The organism is Sphingomonas fucosidasi, from assembly GCF_036663855.1.
GTDB classification, from domain to species: domain Bacteria; phylum Pseudomonadota; class Alphaproteobacteria; order Sphingomonadales; family Sphingomonadaceae; genus Sphingomonas; species Sphingomonas faeni_B.
This window is the reverse complement of the sequence record NZ_JAXOJR010000002.1, coordinates 86,615-103,567: the sequence shown is the minus strand read 5'-3', so window position 1 is coordinate 103,567 and position 16,953 is coordinate 86,615. Positions and strand designations below refer to the sequence as shown.

General features: G+C 66.2%; 12 protein-coding genes. 4 read left to right on the top strand and 8 right to left on the bottom strand.

The window, feature by feature from the left end:
- Nucleotides 1-30: 30 nt before the first annotated feature.
- Complete coding sequence (locus U1737_RS03950) at nucleotides 31-1,554, bottom strand: GH39 family glycosyl hydrolase (protein WP_332795711.1); 1,524 nt, start codon at nucleotides 1,552-1,554, stop codon at nucleotides 31-33.
- A gap of 111 nt (nucleotides 1,555-1,665) precedes the next feature.
- Between U1737_RS03950 and U1737_RS03945 the strand changes: the two genes are divergently transcribed.
- Nucleotides 1,666-2,778, top strand: a complete 1,113-nt coding sequence (locus U1737_RS03945) for an SMP-30/gluconolactonase/LRE family protein (RefSeq protein WP_332795710.1) — start codon at nucleotides 1,666-1,668, stop codon at nucleotides 2,776-2,778.
- Between the two features lie 147 nt (nucleotides 2,779-2,925).
- On the opposite strand, the gene U1737_RS03940 is transcribed toward U1737_RS03945, so the two are convergent.
- Genes U1737_RS03940 through U1737_RS03930 form a run of 3 tightly spaced genes read right to left on the bottom strand, consistent with a single transcriptional unit; the run spans nucleotide 2,926 to nucleotide 7,585 of the window.
- Entirely contained in the window at nucleotides 2,926-3,399 is a 474-nt protein-coding gene (locus tag U1737_RS03940) for a cupin domain-containing protein (protein ID WP_332795709.1), read from the bottom strand.
- Nucleotides 3,396-4,502 carry a Gfo/Idh/MocA family protein gene (locus U1737_RS03935; protein WP_332795708.1) on the bottom strand — a complete coding sequence of 369 codons (1,107 nt, stop codon included), beginning with the start codon at nucleotides 4,500-4,502 and terminating at the stop codon, nucleotides 3,396-3,398. The genes U1737_RS03940 and U1737_RS03935 overlap by 4 nt, the downstream gene beginning before the upstream one ends.
- A 44-nt stretch (nucleotides 4,503-4,546) precedes the next feature.
- Complete coding sequence (locus U1737_RS03930; protein WP_332795707.1) at nucleotides 4,547-7,585, bottom strand: TonB-dependent receptor plug domain-containing protein; 3,039 nt, start codon at nucleotides 7,583-7,585, stop codon at nucleotides 4,547-4,549.
- A gap of 368 nt (nucleotides 7,586-7,953) precedes the next feature.
- Here U1737_RS03930 and U1737_RS03925 point away from each other — a divergent pair, with 368 nt between their 5' ends.
- Nucleotides 7,954-8,562 carry a gluconokinase gene (locus U1737_RS03925; RefSeq protein ID WP_443027080.1) on the top strand — a complete coding sequence of 203 codons (609 nt, stop codon included), beginning with the start codon at nucleotides 7,954-7,956 and terminating at the stop codon, nucleotides 8,560-8,562.
- 37 nt (nucleotides 8,563-8,599) lie between these two features.
- Here the strand turns inward: U1737_RS03925 and U1737_RS03920 are convergent, their stop codons facing one another.
- Both U1737_RS03920 and U1737_RS03915 read right to left on the bottom strand, forming a co-directional pair.
- A complete protein-coding gene (locus U1737_RS03920; RefSeq protein ID WP_248521865.1) occupies nucleotides 8,600-9,277 on the bottom strand; it encodes a FadR/GntR family transcriptional regulator in 678 nt (225 codons plus the stop codon).
- A gap of 43 nt (nucleotides 9,278-9,320) precedes the next feature.
- Complete coding sequence (locus U1737_RS03915; protein ID WP_332795706.1) at nucleotides 9,321-10,679, bottom strand: GntP family permease; 1,359 nt, start codon at nucleotides 10,677-10,679, stop codon at nucleotides 9,321-9,323.
- A gap of 294 nt (nucleotides 10,680-10,973) precedes the next feature.
- On the opposite strand from U1737_RS03915, the gene U1737_RS03910 reads away from it, so the two are divergent.
- The gene (locus U1737_RS03910) at nucleotides 10,974-11,243 is read left to right on the top strand and encodes a helix-turn-helix domain-containing protein (protein ID WP_248521861.1); all 270 of its coding nucleotides are present in this window, start codon (nucleotides 10,974-10,976) and stop codon (nucleotides 11,241-11,243) included.
- A gap of 136 nt (nucleotides 11,244-11,379) precedes the next feature.
- Nucleotides 11,380-14,388: a glycosyl hydrolase family 28-related protein gene (locus U1737_RS03905; protein ID WP_332795705.1), complete on the top strand. Its 3,009-nt coding sequence runs from the start codon at nucleotides 11,380-11,382 to the stop codon at nucleotides 14,386-14,388.
- Here the strand turns inward: U1737_RS03905 and U1737_RS03900 are convergent, their stop codons facing one another.
- Both U1737_RS03900 and U1737_RS03895 read right to left on the bottom strand, forming a co-directional pair.
- A complete protein-coding gene (locus U1737_RS03900) occupies nucleotides 14,389-15,639 on the bottom strand; it encodes an SGNH/GDSL hydrolase family protein (RefSeq protein ID WP_332795704.1) in 1,251 nt (416 codons plus the stop codon).
- Nucleotides 15,636-16,847 (bottom strand): endo-1,4-beta-xylanase, encoded by a 1,212-nt coding sequence (locus tag U1737_RS03895; RefSeq protein ID WP_332795703.1) that lies wholly within the window; start codon nucleotides 16,845-16,847, stop codon nucleotides 15,636-15,638. The genes U1737_RS03900 and U1737_RS03895 overlap by 4 nt, the downstream gene beginning before the upstream one ends.
- Between the last annotated feature and the right edge of the window lie 106 nt (nucleotides 16,848-16,953).

Sequence of the window (16,953 nt, the reverse complement as noted above, 5' to 3'; positions counted from 1 at the left end):
TCCGACTGTTCCTGCCGGATCGCGCTCCGTTCAGGCCGGTGTCAGCTCGATCATCACGACATCGTGATCGCGCATCGGCAGGTCGATCGTCGCCTTGCCATCGGCGCGGACCCGAAGCGTGCTGGTGGTCGGCAAATCCCGCGTCGCTGCCTGCAACTGTGCAAGCTGCGCCCCGGTCAGCGCGGCCGGCCTGCCCATTTCGAGATACGCGGTATAGGCGTCGTTCTGGCGAAAGCCGGTGCGGCGTACCGTGACGCGGTACGATCCCGCCTTCAGGCCGCCGAACTTGATATCGAGCGGCGCCGCGGCGGCGGGAACGCGGATTTTGGTGAAGAACGGGCGATTGCTCACGGGCTGGTTGGGCAGGACGTCGCGCCATGCGAGCAGCTGGATCGTCCGGCCCTTGATCGCGGCGATGCTCTGGGCGTCGCCGGTCGGCACTTCACGGTCGCCCAGCTCGGCGAGGTATTTATAGGCGAACCACGTCGCTTTGCGCACACCCTGCGGCGTCATCAGCCCGAAGCCGCCCTCGAACGGCTTGGCCTGCGGCCCGGGTTCCTCGAACAGGTCGCTGAACGTCCAGTAGCTCATGCCCTGCGCCAGCCCCTCGGTGCGTCGCAGCTTGGAGAGCACATAGGCCGCGCCGAGATAGTCGTCGTGGATCGGATCGCGCGGATTGTAGCTGGTGCTCCATTCGGTGAAGAACAGCGGCAGTCCGGGGCGGCCGGCGGCATCGATCTGCGCGCGCACCGCGCGGACGTCCTTCACGACGGCATCGGGATCGCGCGACAGTTTGTTATCGCCTTCGCCCTTCTCGTCGAGAAATCCGCCCTCGACGCCGTAGGTATGCGTGCTGACGAAATCGACCGGGAGCGCATTGGCTTTCGCATAAGCGAGGAATTCGGGCACCCAGCCAGCGCCTGCGGTCGCCGGCCCGCCGACGCGCAGCGCGGGATCGATCGCCTTGATCGCGCGCACGGTGCGTTTGTAATAGTCGAAATAGGCGGCCTGGTCGGCGCCTTCCCAGAAGCCGGCGAGATTGGGTTCGTTCCAGAATTCGAAATACCAGCTGCGGACTTCCTTGGCGCCATAGCGGTCAATCATGTGGCGCGTGAACGCATCGACCAGCGCGGTCCATTTGTCCGGCTGGGGATGCGAGGTGTTGCCCTTCCAGTAGAAGATCGTCTGGTCGGACGTCTTCATCGCGTCGGGCGTGAAGCCGAGTTCGACGAACGGCTTGAGCCCCATGCCGAGCAGCCGGTCGTACAGCCGATCGAGCTTGCGCCAGTCGTAGACCGGCTTGCCGTTCACTTCGCGGTACACACCCAATTGGTCCGCAAAGACGTTGTGGAAACGGATATAGCGGAAGCGTAGGTCTTTCTGGACGAGCCCAAGCTGCGCCAGACTGTCCTCGCGTTGCAGCGTGCCGGGAAAATCGGCGCCGATGGAAAGCTCGGCCATGCGGTCGCGCGGCGTCGTCGGTGCGCGTACGTCCACCGCGATCGTCCGCGCGACGATGGCCGCCGACACCGGGCTGGATACGATGACGCTCAATCCCAACGCCGCAGCGCATCCCCATTTTGGTATCGACACCGTCATCCCCTCGCTTTTATCACCGCACTTTGAGCGATAGCGCTACCAAGTGCAACGCGGGGGGATGCTGGCATGATTTTGGAACCGACCGGACACGACCATTCGGCGCCCGACCTTCGCCACGGCGCTGTGCTGGATCGGCGCGGCATGCTGATCGGCGGACTTGCACTGCTCGGCATCGCTGGGGGAGCGGCGGCGCGCGGGGCAGTGGTGCGCGCCACAGAGGCGGGCGAGGCAAAGGTGGGTGCGGTGGTGCCGCGGATCGCACGATTGTCGCCGACACTCGATCGGATGATTGCGCCCGACGCGGTTATCGAGACGCTCGCTACCGGGATACGCTGGGCAGAGGGGCCTTTGTGGGTCGAGGCCGGGCAGTATCTGCTGTTCTCCGATCCGGCGGCCAATATCGTCAGGCGGTGGCGTAAGGGGGGGGCTGCGACGCCGTTCCTCGATCCCTCGGGGGCGGGCGGAACCGATCCAAAGCGCGTCCGCGAGCCTGGTGCCAACGGACTGGCGCTCGACCGGACGGGCAAGCTGCTGATTGCCAACAGTGGCGGCCGGTCGATCGACCGCGTCGACCTTGCCACCGGCCGCCGCACGGTCTTGATCGACCGGTATCGCGGCAAGCGCTTCAACAGCCCGAACGACCTGCACGTCGCGCGTGACGGCACGATCTACTTCACCGATCCGCCTTATGGACTGGTCGACGGCGACACCTCGCCGGACAAGGAGATGACGGTCAACGGCGTCTATCGCTGGACACGGGACGGTGGTGTCGAATTGCTCGACGGCGGCCTGACGCGCCCCAATGGGATCGCGCTGTCGCCCGACGAGCGGCGGCTCTACGTGTCGGTATCGGACGAAACCGCGCCACGGATCATGGTCTATGACCTGGATTCCGCGGGGCGGCCTGGCAACGCGCGGGTCTGGCTCGATGCGAAACCGATGCAGGCGCGGGGTGGTGCGGGGCTGCCCGACGGCATGAAGGTGGCGCGCGATGGCACGCTGGTGTGCTCGGTGCCCGGCGGGATGATGATCCTCACGCCCGAGGCCGAACCGTTGGGGCTGATCTCGACCGGGGCGCCGATCGCGAACTGCGCGTTCGGCGAGCGGGGGAGGGCGCTGTACCTGACTGCGAACGACCGCGTCCTTCGCGTGCCGCTGCGCCGCGGTTGGTGGGGGTGACCTTGAGTCCTGAATCCTCCCCCGCCAGGGGGAGGTGGCGCGAAGCGACGGAGGGGGAGGCCGACGCAACCGAAGACATTCCTTACCTCCCCCTCCGTCAGGCTGCGCCTGCCACCTCCCCCTGGCGGGGGAGGATCGAAGGTTTCTCTACCGTCTCGCAGACAGCTTCGTGCCGAGCAGGACGAGGCGATTGCCGGTGATGCCGAACCAGTGCGGGACGCCCGCCGGGATCAGCATGACGTCGCCCGGCTTCAACGTGCGCGTGGTGCCGCCGATGATGCGGTCGCCTTCGGTGAGGTCGGGTTTGACGGATTTCGCCGCCTCTAGCGTGCCACCCGATATCAGCGTCCCCGCGCCGGCGATGACGATCGCGTATTCGGCCTGGTCCGGATGCACTGCCGGGCGTCCCGGCGTCTTCCAATATTCGAGCGCGGCCACCGTTTCGCCGTCGCGCACCAGGGGCTGCCACGCAAAGCCCTGTCCGGGTTTCATGCCCTTCGCCATCGCCGCGACCTGCGAGGTCACGTCGGCACCCGATGCGAAGGCAGTGGGATCCGTGGTCTGCGCCGTTGCAGCAACCGATACGAAAGCGAGGGCAACAGCCACCAGACGCCCGATCATGCGCGACCGTCCAGGCGGATGGTCCGTCCCTCGCGCGCGGAACGGTAGATCGCCTCGACGATGCGCATGTCGCGCAGGCCCTCTTCGCCCGACACGATCGGTTCGCGCCCGGTGCGGACGCAGTCGACGAGGTGATCGAGTTGCCCCGCGAACTGCGTCTTGCCGGGGCCGGGCGGCGGCATGACCGCGCGCTCGCGGCCGTCCTTGCCGACCCACATCTGGTTGCCGTCATAGCGCGTTGCCGGCTCGAGCTCGATCCGGCCGGCGGCGCCCATCAACAGGATGTGGTTCTGGTTGGCGCTGTACATCGACTGGCATCCGGCGATCGCGCCCGAGGGGAATTCCAGCGTCCAGTCGATCATGTCCTCGACCTCGGTAAAGCGCGGATCGCGGCGGTCGGTGGATTCGCGTGCGGTCACCGCGATCGGTTCCTCGCCGGTCATGTAGCGCGCCGCCTGGAGGCTGTAGATGCCCATGTCCATCAGCGACCCGCCACCCGACAGCGCGCGTTTCAGCCGCCATTTCGATGGGTCGCCCTGAACGAACCCATGCTCGGACCGGACATAACGGATTTTCCCCGCCGCACCGGTATGCGCCAGCCGCATCGCCTCCAGGTTATAGGCCTCGAAATGGCAGCGATAGCCGATCATCAGCTTGCGGTTCGCGGTCTTGCACGCGGCGATCATCGCCTCGCATTCCGCCACCGAGATCGCCATCGGCTTTTCGCACATCACGTGCTTGCCCGCCTTCGCCGCGCGGATCGTGTACTCGGCGTGCAGCGCATTGGGCAGGCAGACATAGACGATGTCGACATCCGGATTGTTTCGGATCGAGTCGAAATTGGCGTAGGAATAGACCGCGCTGGCGGGCAGGCCGTGCTCGGCGGCGACCCGCTTCGCCTTGACGGGATCGCCGCTGACCACGGCGGCCAGCCGGCTGTGCGTGCAATTGGCGAACTGGGGTATGATGACGTCGAGCCCGTACGAGCCGAGCCCGACGATCGCATAGCCGAGCTTGCGGTCAGACCGCGCCGCGCCGCACGCCGCCGAACTCAGTGCCAGTGCGGCGGCGGACAGGATGATATCGCGTCGTGCAAAATCCATGAAAGAGCATCCCGGCGTTTGGAAGGATAGGCGATCCGGACCCGTCAGAACCGCGCGCGCACGCCGATCCGGTAGAACCGGCCCAATGTGTCGTACAATGCCGGGTTCACGTCGAGCCCCGTATTGGTCTGTGGCGATGGCTCGGGATCGTGATCGAACAGATTGTCGACCTTGAAGAACATGCTCACCTGCTTGGTGACGTTCAGTGCACCGCCGACGTCGAAGTAGAACGCGCCCTTCATCGTGTTGTTGTCGATCGTCGGGTTGTTGCTGGTCGAGACCGGGCAGTTGCCGGCCGAGCACACGACATACTGGTTCCCGTACACGCCGTCGCTGAACCAGCGCTGCTGCAGCGTGATGCTGAACGCGTCGTTGTCGTAGCTCTCGGTGACGAGCCATTTCCAGTTCGGCGTCGCGCCGGTGTTCGCGCCCGCGGAATCGACCGGGATCGTGCCGGGCAGGCCCGGATCGGTGACGTATTTGATCACGTGGGTGGTCAGCCCGCGCAGGGTGAAATTACCGTCGATTCCCAGCGGTTTGCGCCACTGATAGCTCGCCTCGATATCGAACCCGTCGGTCTTGATCGACGCCAGGTTGAACGACTGGACGTTGACGAATTTGGAATCGCTGTCGAGGTCGAACGCCCCGCAGGTGTCGGGGATGTTGTCGACCAGGCAGAGGTTGACGACCTGCTGTGCGGACAGGCTGGAGATCACGTCGTTCAGCTTGATCTTGTAATAGTCGAACGACAGGCTGAGGCCGGGCAGCCATTTCGGCCGCGCATAGACGACGCCGAGTTCGGTGTTGCGCGCGATCTCGGGCCTCAGCGCCGTGTTGCCGATCGTGTTCTGGATGATGAGCACCTGGCGGCCGTTCGGGTTCTCGGCCGTCCGGCGCGGATCGGTGAAGTTGGGGACTGTTGTCGTCACCGGTGCCGCGAACAGCTCGGACAGGTTCGGCGCGCGGACGTCGCGCGACGTCACCGCGCGGAAGCGGAGCCCGTCGAGCGGCGTGTCCCAGGTACCGCCGACCTTCCAGGCATAGACGACTCCCGAGGTCGAATAGCGCGTCGCCCGGCCCGCCGCGTTCACGTTCGCGCGACCCAGCGTGTCGGAGTTGAGGATCGGCAGGTTCAGCTCCAGGAAGCTTTCCAGGACGTTGTACTTGCCCGTTCCGTTCTTGTAGTTGCCGGCATACCAGTTGCTGCCGTTCACCGAATTCAGGCTGGGATCGGCCGGATACAGCGTCGAGTTCGGGCTGATGTCGGAGACGCCTGCACCATAAGGATCGGCGTTCACGCGGTAGAATTCTCGGCGGTATTCGATCCCCGCCGCGACCGCGAGCGGCCCCGCCCACAAAGTGATCGGCTCGCCCGAGATGCTGCCCGCGAAGGCGTCCTGCGTCTGCTTGGTATGCTGGAACGGCCCCGCGGCTGGCGTGACATAGGCGAGCGCCGCTGCCGACGGTGTCGCGCCGCCGAAGATGTTGATCGGCTGGCAGCCCGCGGCGCGTGCGGCGGCGTCGGCGCAGACGATCTGACCGTTGATCCGCGTCGCGTTGATCGCCTGGTTGTAGCGTCCGGTCAGGCTGATGTTGTCGACGTCGATGTCGGTGATGTTGATGCCGTGCTCGTACGACGCGTCATAGGTCCAGTTCGTCCCGAGCACGTCGGCCTTGCCCTTCAGGCCCCCGACGAAGCGATATTGGCGACGATCGGTGTTCACCCTGATGTTCGGCAGGATCGCGTTGCTTAGGCCGTACTGGAAATTGGTGATGCCGTTCGCCGCGCAGGCGGCCGAGATCGACGCGGGCAGATAGGGGTTCGCGCACTGCACGGTCAGCCCGGTCTTCGCGGAGCCGGGATTGGGCTGGTTGTGCGTCTTCACCTGCGCGACGTTGGCGGTCATATAGACCTCCATGTCGGGCGCGACGTCGTAGCTGATGCGCGTATAGCCGTTGAGGCGCTGGATCGCGGATTGCAGCGAGGTGCCCGATCCGACATGCCCCGACTGGTCGCCGCCGACGCAGAAGCCGACGAAGCAACCGTTGACGTTGCCGGCCCTGTCCTTGGCCGGCACGCCGTTCGATCCGTACTGGAACGGGAAGGGCTGGCCGTTGGCGTCGAACGCGGTGCCCTGCAGCGGGCCGGCGCTGATCAGGCCGTATTTGGTGTATTGGTACGCCTGGCCATGATCGCGCACCAGATATTGCGGCGACCCGTTATTCATGATACCGGTGTTGACCAGGGTCGTCGCACGGTACCAGTCGCGGCTGCCGGCGAGATCTTCGCCGAAATTGCCCGGGCCGACGCCCTGTTCCTTGGCATATTCGCCGCTCAGGATGACGTGCAGCCTGTCGTTGGCGAAGTTCTTGCCGACCGCCGCCTGGAACAGCACCTGGCCGTCGTCGCCATAGGTGGTCACGCCGGTCTGGACGTTCGCCTTGAACCCGGTGAACTTCGTATCGGTGATGAAGTTGATCACGCCGCCGACCGCATCCGAACCGTAGGAGGCGGACGCACCGCCGGTGACGATGTCAACGCGCTTGATCAGCAATTGCGGGAACTGGCTGATGTCGGGCACGCCGGTGACGTTGGCACCGACGACGCGCTGGCCGTCGAGCAGCGTCAGAGTCCGGATCGTGCCGAGACCACGCAGCGAGAACGAGCTGAGCCCCTGCGATCCGCTCGACGTGCTGAACGTCCCCGTGTTGGCGCCGGTCGAGCCCTGGAGCGAGGGCAATTGCGCCACCGTCGTGAATATGTTGGGTTGCGCGTTCTTGAGGATCTGTTCCTCGCCGATCACGGTCGTGGGGGTCGGCGCGTTGAAGCCGCTCGACGTGATGCGCGTGCCGGTGACGACGATATCGCTGACCGAGGCAGGCGTCGGCGCGGTATCAGGCAGATCGGTGGGCGACGTCTCTGGGGTCGCGGCGAGTTCGGGGGCGGGGGCGGGGGCGGGGGCAGGGTCGACGGTCTGAGCCAGGGCAGGCGTGCAGGCCAGCGCGGTCGACAGCGCCATCAGGCTGGTAACGATACCATCAAATCGTCCGAAAAGTCGCCGGTCGCGCTTAGCCGTTGTCATCAGTCGATCCCCTATCCGCCCACGGTGCGTGCCGGTGATCCGGCTTGGTCATGCCATCGTGTATCGTCTGGTCTATCGCATCGCGTGCCGCGCGGCATCTACGACCAAGGTCGCAATCTGCGCCGGGCAGGCGGCGCCATGCGCGGCACCGCTCCCAGCGCAGGCACGGGCGCAGGTATGGTCAGAGGCAGGGGCATGATCGCATGTGCGGCGGTCATCGCCGGTTGCTTTTCGGCGTGGGCGCGGTTTTTCGGCACATCATGCCGGATAGGCGGTCGTGCCGGCTAGGACGACTGCGACAAAGGTCGTAATGGCCAAGCCCGCTCCGCCGCCCGATAGCGTAATGGCGGAGCAGTCGACGAGGGCGCGTGGTGCAGGCAAAGCGAGAGACTTCAGGGAACCCGGGTGGCGATACCCCAGGTGACAGCCTTGTCAGGGGCATCGTCGTCATGGGCGTGAGCGGCAGCGGCAAATCCACATTGGCCGCGCATCTCGCGCAACGGCTCGGTTGCCCGTTACTCGAAGGCGATACGTTTCATGCACCGGCGAGCATCGCCAAGATGCAATCCGGTCATGCGCTCGACGATGCCGACCGCTGGCCGTGGCTCGATCGCGTGGGGGCCGCGCTCGGTGACGCCGCGCTCGAGACGCAGACAGAGCACGGTGGCATGGCAGTGGCCGCCTGTTCCGCACTGAAGCGCAGCTACCGCGAGCGTCTGTCCGCGGCATCCGCCGTGCCGCTGGCGTTCGTGCTGCTCGATACGGCGCCCGCGGAGATCGCGCGCAGGCTGGCAACGCGGGCCGGGCATTACATGCCGGCAAGCCTGCTCGACAGCCAACTCGCCACACTCGAGCCGCCGGCACCGGATGAAAACGCACTGACGCTCGATGCGGGCCGGACGCCGGACGCGCTGGTGGCCGACGTGCTGGCATGGCTCGGGATCGCAGCGCCCCGATCGGAGCAACAGCGCGGCTGACCTGCCTGCCGAATGCGACAGTGGGCACCGAACCGGATCACGGCATCAGCCGTTTGCGCCCCTGCGACAAATGCCAGCGCATCGCGAGCGCAGCGCCATCCGCGTCCCGTGCCCGGATCGCCTCGACGATCGCATCATGCTCGTCCATCATCGCCCCGATGACCTCGGGCGGGCGCGAGCGGGAGATATCGACGCCGGCACGCAGGATCCGCATCACCTCCTCGTGGAGATGGTCGAACACCAGCAGGAACGCGGCGTTTGCAGTCGCCTCGACGATCGCGCGGTGCAGGACCCAGTCCTCGTCATGCGCGGGCGCGTTCGACAGCAACGCGCTGCGCAACGCCTCCAGCGCCCGTTCGATCGCCTCGAGCTGATGATGCGATCGGCGCGATGCCGCGAGCCGCGCGGCCTCCGCCTCCAGCACGAACCGCACTTCGTAGGTGCCGAGCGTCGTCGCCAGCGCGTCCATGGGCATGTGCGTGCCGAGCCGCTCGGACGGGCGGCGCTTGACGTAGGATCCCGCGCCCCGCCGTGCCTGGGTGATGCCATCGGACGCGAGCCGGGCCAACGCCTCGCGGACGATCGTCCGGGACATCCCGAACGTGGCGGCGAGTTGCGCTTCGGATGGCAGCCGATCGCCGACCGCAAGCTTGTCGTCGGTGATGATCCGGACGATCGCCGTATAGGCGCGATCCGCGAGCCGTAATTCGGTCACGACCGCACGTCCTGCGGTGGCATATACCCTGATCCCGCCATCGTCAGACGACATAGCTCAGCGCCATCACCAGCGCGAGGCCGACCACCGAGATCGCGGTCTCGAGCAGCGACCAGGTGCGGAACGTGTCCGCGGTACTGGTCCCGACATAGCTCTTGACCAGCCAGAAGCCCGGATCGTTGACGTGGCTGAAGAATACCGACCCTGCGCCGATCGCCAGCACGACCAGCTCGGGCGATACCCCCGAGCTGGCGACGACGCCGGGCATGATGCCGACCGCGGTAATCGTGGCCACCGTCGCCGAGCCCGCGGCGAGCCGGATCGCGACCGCCACCAGCCAGCCGAGCAGTAACGGCGAGATCGCGTACATCATCACCGTCCGCGCGAGCAGGTCGGACAGGCCGGCGGTCACCAGCACCTGTTTCAGCGCACCGCCGGCACCGATCGCGAGCAGGATCGCGCCGGCCGCACCCATCGTCTCGTGCCAGACCGCATCCTGAATCGCAGCCTCGCGCAGCCGCCGCCCGAACAGCAACGGCAGCGCGAGCAGGTTCGTCAGGAGCAGCGCGACGACTGGATTGCTCGCCGCGACCAGGCCGGGCGCGCCCTTCAGCGTCGGGATCATCTGGCCCAGTTCGCCGGTTGCGATGAGCAGGACCGGTAACAGCACGATTACCAGCGACAGCAGCCGCGAGGGCGTGGCGATCGCCAGTCCGGTATCGCGCAGCACCGGCGATGCCAGTCGCACGCCGCGGGTGGTGAATTTGGCCAGCAGCGGCCCGGCGACAATCGCCGTCGGGATCGCGATGAGGATTCCGAAGAGCATCGTCAGCCCGAGGTTCGCGCCGAGCGCCTCGACCGCAAGCAGCGGGCCGGGATGCGGTGGCACCAGCGCATGCACCACGCCGAGACCCGCCAGCGCGGGCATGATCAGCCGCAGCTTGGCCTGATCGCGCGCGGCATCGCTGGTCCCCGCGCTCATCGCGGACATTTCCTCCGCCGCCGCGACGACGATCGGCAGTAGCAGGACCAGCCCGGTCTCGAAGAACAGCGGCAGTCCGATGACGATCGCGATGCCGAGCGTCGCCCATGGCGCAGCGCGGGTGCCGGTCAGGTTCAGCGCGCCCTTGGCAAGCGACGCGGCGGCGCCGGACAGATGCAGCATCGCGCCCAACGACAGCCCCAGCGCGACGACCAGACCGGTGCCGCCGATAATGTCGCCCACGCCCTTTTGGACGGCCTTGGCAACATCGGGCAGCGGCAGTCCCGCCAGCAGGCCGACCGTGAACGCGCCGCACAACAGGCCGATGAACGGGTGCAGTCGCCCGCGCACGATCATCACCACGGCAAGCAGGATTCCCGCCAGCGCCGCAATGATCAGCCTCAGGTCGCCGCCGATCATCGGCGGGTACCCTCAGTCCTGGCGAGGCGCTTGCATGGTGGCGACATCGACATCCTTCCCTGCGATCCGACGGCGCGTTCACCTGTCGATAGGTATCGATCTGTAGGACAGGTATTTGCCAACTGCCAACAGAAAAGGCTTGATACGGTAATGAGCAGCGGAGCATAGTATAAACCTGTCCAACCGAATCTGTAAAAGCAGAATAGGGGGCCGAGAGCTTGAGCCTTGTTGCCGCGGCATCAGACCGCGGGGTGAAAGAGTGCGGCGTCAAAGCCGAAACGGTGGAGGATGATCATGGAAGCGACTGTTCGCGATGCTTGCCGACCCCTGCGCGCAAATGCTGCCCCGCCAGTGTCGCTGCGTCCTCCCCAGCTGACTCCGACCCAGATCAAGGTCCTGCGCGGCGTTCACTCGGGGTTGCTCAACAAGCAGATCGCCTATGACCTCGGGATCGCCGAGGCGACCGTGAAGGCACACATGACCGCGTTGATGCGCAAACTGAACGTGCGCAATCGCACGCAGGTGGCGATCGTCGCGCAGACCCTGGTGCTGCACCCCGCCTGATCGACCTGCGCCACAAGCCGAGCGTGCGCGCGTCCGGCGACCGGGTTCGACATGTGAGCGGACAATCCCGCTCCCAGGCTGGCGACCGCAAAATCGTCATCCGCAACTACGGCCCGTCATCGGGGATAGGATCGACATGACCATGAAATGGCTGCTGAGTGGTGTGGCATTGCTGCCCGTGCTGTTCCCCGTCGCGGCATTCGCGAAGACGAATTCGGTCTATCTCACCCGTCCCGACGATCCGCGCGCGGTGACCGTCAAGGGCGTCGGCGACGGGCGTGCCGACGACAGCGTCGCGCTCCAGCAGGCGATCGATGCGGCCGCAGCGGGCGGGAAGGGCGGCGTGGTGTTCCTCCCGTCGGGACGCTACCGGATCAGCCGCACGATCTTCGTCCGCTCGGCAGTCCGGATGTTCGGCATCGGCCCCACGCGTCCGGAGATCGTCCTCGGCGACAATAGTGCGGGCTACGCATCGGGCGTCGCGGCGATGCTGAGTTTCACCGGCGAGGATCAATACCGGGTCGGCAAGGCGCCGGTGCCGCCGCCCACCAGCGTGCCGTTCGACCCCGCGATCTTCGATGCGACCTCGAGTACCTTCTATTCGGCCCTGTCGAATATCGATTTCCGGATCGGCGACGGCAATGCGGGCGCGGTCGCAGTGCGCTTCCGGGTCGCACAGCATGGCTATCTGCGCCACGTCGACTTCCACATCGATTCGGGGCTCGCCGGGGTCTATCAGGCTGGCAACGAATTCGAGGATCTGCGGTTCTTCGGCGGTCGCTACGGGATCATCTCGGAGAAGACCTCGCCCGCGTGGCAGTTCACGCTGATCGACTCCGAATTCCAGGGCCAGCGCGACGCCGCGATCCGCGAGCACGAGGTCGACCTGACGCTCGTCAACGTCGCGATCCGCGATACGCCGGTCGGCATCGAGATCGATCGCGGCTATTCCGACTCGCTGTGGGGCAAGGACGTCCGGTTCGAGAACGTCACGCGCGCCGGAGTCGTCGTTTCGGCCGAGAACAGCGTCTTCACCCAGATCGGTTTCGACAATGCCGTCGGGATCAATACGCCGACCTTCGTCCGCTTCCGCGACAGCGGCAAGACGGTACCGGGTACCGGGCCACGCTATCGCGTCGCCGATTTCTCCTATGGGCTGAAACTGCCCGCGCTCGGCACGATCGGCGCGTATGCGACCGACGTGAAGATGGCGCCGCTGGGCCGCGTGCCGGTCCGCGCGACGCCGGCGATCCGCGCGCTGCCGCCCGTCAAGGACTGGTCGAACGTCCGCGATCTCGGGGTGAAGGGCGACGACACCACCGACGACACGGCGGCACTGCAACGCGCGATCGACACGCACCGCGTGTTGTATCTTCCGACCGGCCGCTACCGCGTGTCCGACACGGTGAAACTGCGCGCCGATACCGTTCTGATCGCGCTTCACCCCGGCCTGACGCACCTCTATCTCGTCGACGAGACCGCCGGCTACGCTGGCGTCGGCCCTCCCAAGGCGTTGGTCGAGAGTGCCCGGGGCGGCAATGCGATCGTCTCCGGGCTCGGGCTGTGGACCGGCGGCGTCAATCCGCGCGCGACCGCGTTGCTGTGGCGCGCAGGCGCCGCCTCGATGGTCAACGACGTCAAGATCCAGGGCGGGGGCGGCACCGCGCTGACCAAGGGAAGCCCGATCGGTTTCGGTGATCCGCGCGCGCGGTTCGATGGCCAGTCGCCGAGCATCTGGGTGACGGATGGTGGCGGCGGGACGTTTGCGGCGATCTGGTCGCCCAACACGCTCGCGTCCTCCGGCTTCCACGTGTCGAACACCAAGACGCCGGGCCATGTGTACCAATTGTCGGCCGAGCATCACTACCGCGCCGAAATCGTCCTCGACCATGTCGAGAACTGGGAATTCCTCGCGCCGCAGACCGAACAGGAGGTCCGCGACGGGGTCGATGCGATCTCGACCGAAATCCGGCATTCGCGCAATATCCTGTTCGCCAACTATCACGGCTATCGCGTCACCCGCTCGGCGAAGCCGATGGATGCCGCGGTGAAGCTGTATGACTCGGGCGATATCCGGTTTCGCAACGTGCATGTGAACGCCGAAAGCGGGTTTGCGAGTTGCGACGCCAAGGGGTGCGGTACGTATCTGCGCGCGAGCAAATTCCCGTTCGAGACCGCGATCAAGGACATCACGCGGCGCCAGGAAGTGCGCGAACGCGAGTTTGCGCGCCTGGACGTGCCGCCTGCAGTCACAAGCGCCGCGCTTGCCTCCGCCATCCCGGTGTCGACCGACGTCAGGAAGCTTGCGGACGGCTTTTATTCGATCGCCGGTGGCGCCGTCGATGCGCACGGCAAACTCTATTTCATCGACCGGCATTTCCAGCGGATCCATGGCTGGACCAAGGCCGAAGGGCTCTCGATCGTCGCCGACGCGCCGCTCGATCCGGTCAATCTGGCGGTCGATCGGTCGGGGCATCTGCTCGTGCTATCCTCGGCAGGGCGCGACGGTACCGTGTATAGCCTCGATCCCGCCAAGCCCGCGGCTGTTCAGGTGATCGCACCTACGCCTGCTGCCGGGGGAAAAGGTGCGGCGACTTTGCTCCCCGTCAACGTCTGGGCGAACGGCGAATTCGCCGACCGTATCGATCCCACGACCTATCAGTTCCCGACCATGGCGGACATGTTCGCGACCAAGATGGCAGAGCCCAAGCCCGAGAAATATCGCTCACCCGATGGATCGCTGGCGCTGCCTGCGTTCCGGGTCTGGAACCAGGGACCCGACGACCACCAGGGGTGGCGCTGGTCCGACACACTCGATGCCTATGGTCTGGTGTCCGCCGCTCCCGGCGCTCGCGTCGTCCTTACCAACGCGTCCGAAAACCGGACCTATGACGGTCTGGTCGGCGATCAGGGCCGGGTCACCGACCTCAAAATCGTCGCCGACCGGGGTGGCGAAAGCGCGGTCCGCGATGCCGCCGGGCAACTCTACGTCGCCAATGGGCAGGTGTTCGTTTACGCCGCCGACGGCACGCTGCGGCGGCGCATCGACACGCCGGAACGCCCCTTGCAGCTCGTCATCGGCGGCGACGACAATCATACGCTCTTTATCCTGACGCATCACGCCTTGTACGCGGTTGCGATCTGATCAGCGCCGCCCGCTACCGAACAAGGCCAACGGAACTGCCTCGCCCATCCGGCGATACCCGGCTTCGGATGGGTGAAGGTGGTCGCCTGAATCGACGGCGGGATCCAGCCTGGCCGGTTGCGCCGGGTCGCGCATGACACGATCGAAATCGATTACCGCATCGAACAGGCCGGATGTGCGGATGAACGTGTTGATGGCCTGACGATCCGCTTCCGAGGCTGGTCCCGGGTGATAATAGTCGTTCCCGCCGAACGGCGTGATCGTCGCCCCGATCACCTTGATGTCGTGCGCATGCGCGCGCGTTACGAGTTCGGTGTAGGCGGTGATGATCTGCGTCACGAGCGCGGCGTGCTGGGCGGGTGTCGCTGGCGCCTCCCGCGTGAGTACGCCGAGATCGTTGACCCCTTCGAGCAGGATCGCCCAGCGCACGCCGCTACGCGCGACGACGTCGCGGTCGAACCGCGCCATGAGATTGGGACCCAGCCCGTCGAGCAGGATACGGTTGCCGCCGATCCCGGCATTGACGACGCCGGTACCGCGGGTGGCGGGGGTGCGCCGCAACCGTTCGGCGAGAATGTCGGTCCACCGCGTGTTGCGGTTTGGCTTGACGCCGTAGCCGTCGGTGATCGAGTCCCCGATCGCGACGATCGTCCCTGCGTTGGCCGGACCCCCTACTTCGACATCGGCGAGTGCGTACCAATGCGGGGTTTGCGTAGCGCCTGCCAGGCTTGCATCGGCGACGTGATTGCCCGCGAGTGCGAAGCTGATCGCGCGCGCGCCGGGATGGCCGGTCTGCGGGGTCGCGGCTTCGGGCAGATACAGGCTGACGGCGAGATCGGCGCCGGCCGCGAGCGGCATCGCGACGGGATCGGAATAGAGTTCGGCTCCCGCGGGGATGACGGCATCGGCATGGCCGGCAAAGGTCAGTCGCACCCCGCCGACGATCTCGCCTGTCTGAGGCGACGAACTGCGCGCGATGTGCCCCGCAGCGATGGTGAGCGGCCGCGTTCCGAACGCGTTGGACAGGCGGACACGGAGGCGATCACCCCCTGCCGACAGCCGGATCACCTGACGCAGCGTGACCGCGCGTGCGCGATCCGCGGGCAACGCATTGTCGCCGTCCGCGATCATCTGCGACGAGCCCCAACTCGCGATCCACTGACGCGCAGGCGCAGTGTGGGCAGCATCCCGCGCGCCCGCACTGGCCGCGAGCAGGGCGGCTGGCAGAAGCGCTATCGCCCAGCGACTCATCGGCGCGACCCTTCGCCTGCAACCGTCTTCGACGTCGCTCGCATCGGGGCGGCGGCAATTGCGCCCGCGATCGCCGCACGCATCGGCTTGGCGACGAACCTGTCGTCATAGGGGCAGGGGCGGCGGCGGGCCTTGTCGGGGCGAGGCTCGAAACCTTCGATCCAGCTGTAGCGATCGGACATGCCCCATAGCAGCACGTCGCGGACCGCCGGGTATGACAGCATGAGATCGAGATACCCGCGTGTGAAATCCGCCACCGCGCGATCGCGCGCGGCGATGTCGCCCGGCAGCTTGTTGTCGCGAACGTCGAGTTCGGTGATCACGAGGCCATACCCCATCGCGGTCACCGCATCGAGGAAGCGACGCCATTCGCCCTCAAGCGCGGTGATCGCCGCGCGCGTATCGGAGCCCTGCGTCACGAGGTGAGACTGCACCCCGAGCGCGTCCACGGGCACGCCGCGCCGTTTGAAACCCTCGAGCAAATTCAGCACGCCGGCACAGTGTTTGGCGTTGCCGGGTTCCCAGCTCATATAGTCGTTATAGACAAGTTGCGCATGTGGGGCGGCAGCGCGTGCGGTGTGGAAGGCGAGATCGATCGTTGCCTCGGGACCGCCCAGCGCACGCGACAGGGCCGTCTGGTACAGCGTTGAATCCGCCGGATTCACCGCTTCGTTGACGACGTCGTAGCTGCCGATCTGCGCGTCATAGCGGCGGCAGACGGTGGTGATATGTTCGACCAGCAGACGCTCCGCCGCCTGTGCCGGGTTCGCGCCGAAATCATGACTTTCCTCCCACCGCGGCATCCATTTCGGCTGATGCCACAGCAGATTATGGCCGCGCACCGGCAGTCGGCTGGCCTTCGCCCACGCCATCATCGCGTCCAGATGGGCAAAGTCGAAGCGGGTCGCGCTTGGCCGGATCGCCTGCCACTTCATCTCGTTTTCCGGCACCAGCAGCCCGCAATCGCGCTTCAGCAGCGCGGCGTAAGCGGGGTTGGCGAATGATCCGCGATCCGCGCCGGGGCGTCCCCAGGCAAAGCACGACCCAAGCCGTATCCCCTTGGTCGAGGCGATCGACTGCAAGCCCGCTCCGTTACCGTCCAGCGATGGTATCGCGTCACCAATCTGGGCCAAGGCACGCCCGGCGGTCGCCGCGGAAACCCCAAGGCCGCCCAGCATCGCCAGCCCGTCGCGTCGCGTGATATCCACCGAACTCTCCTATTTTATCATTATGATAGCGATATCATTTGCGTGCTTGGAGGTGCTGTCAACCGATCAGGATGAAAATTGCGACCGGCCCGCGCGCTTGGTTTTG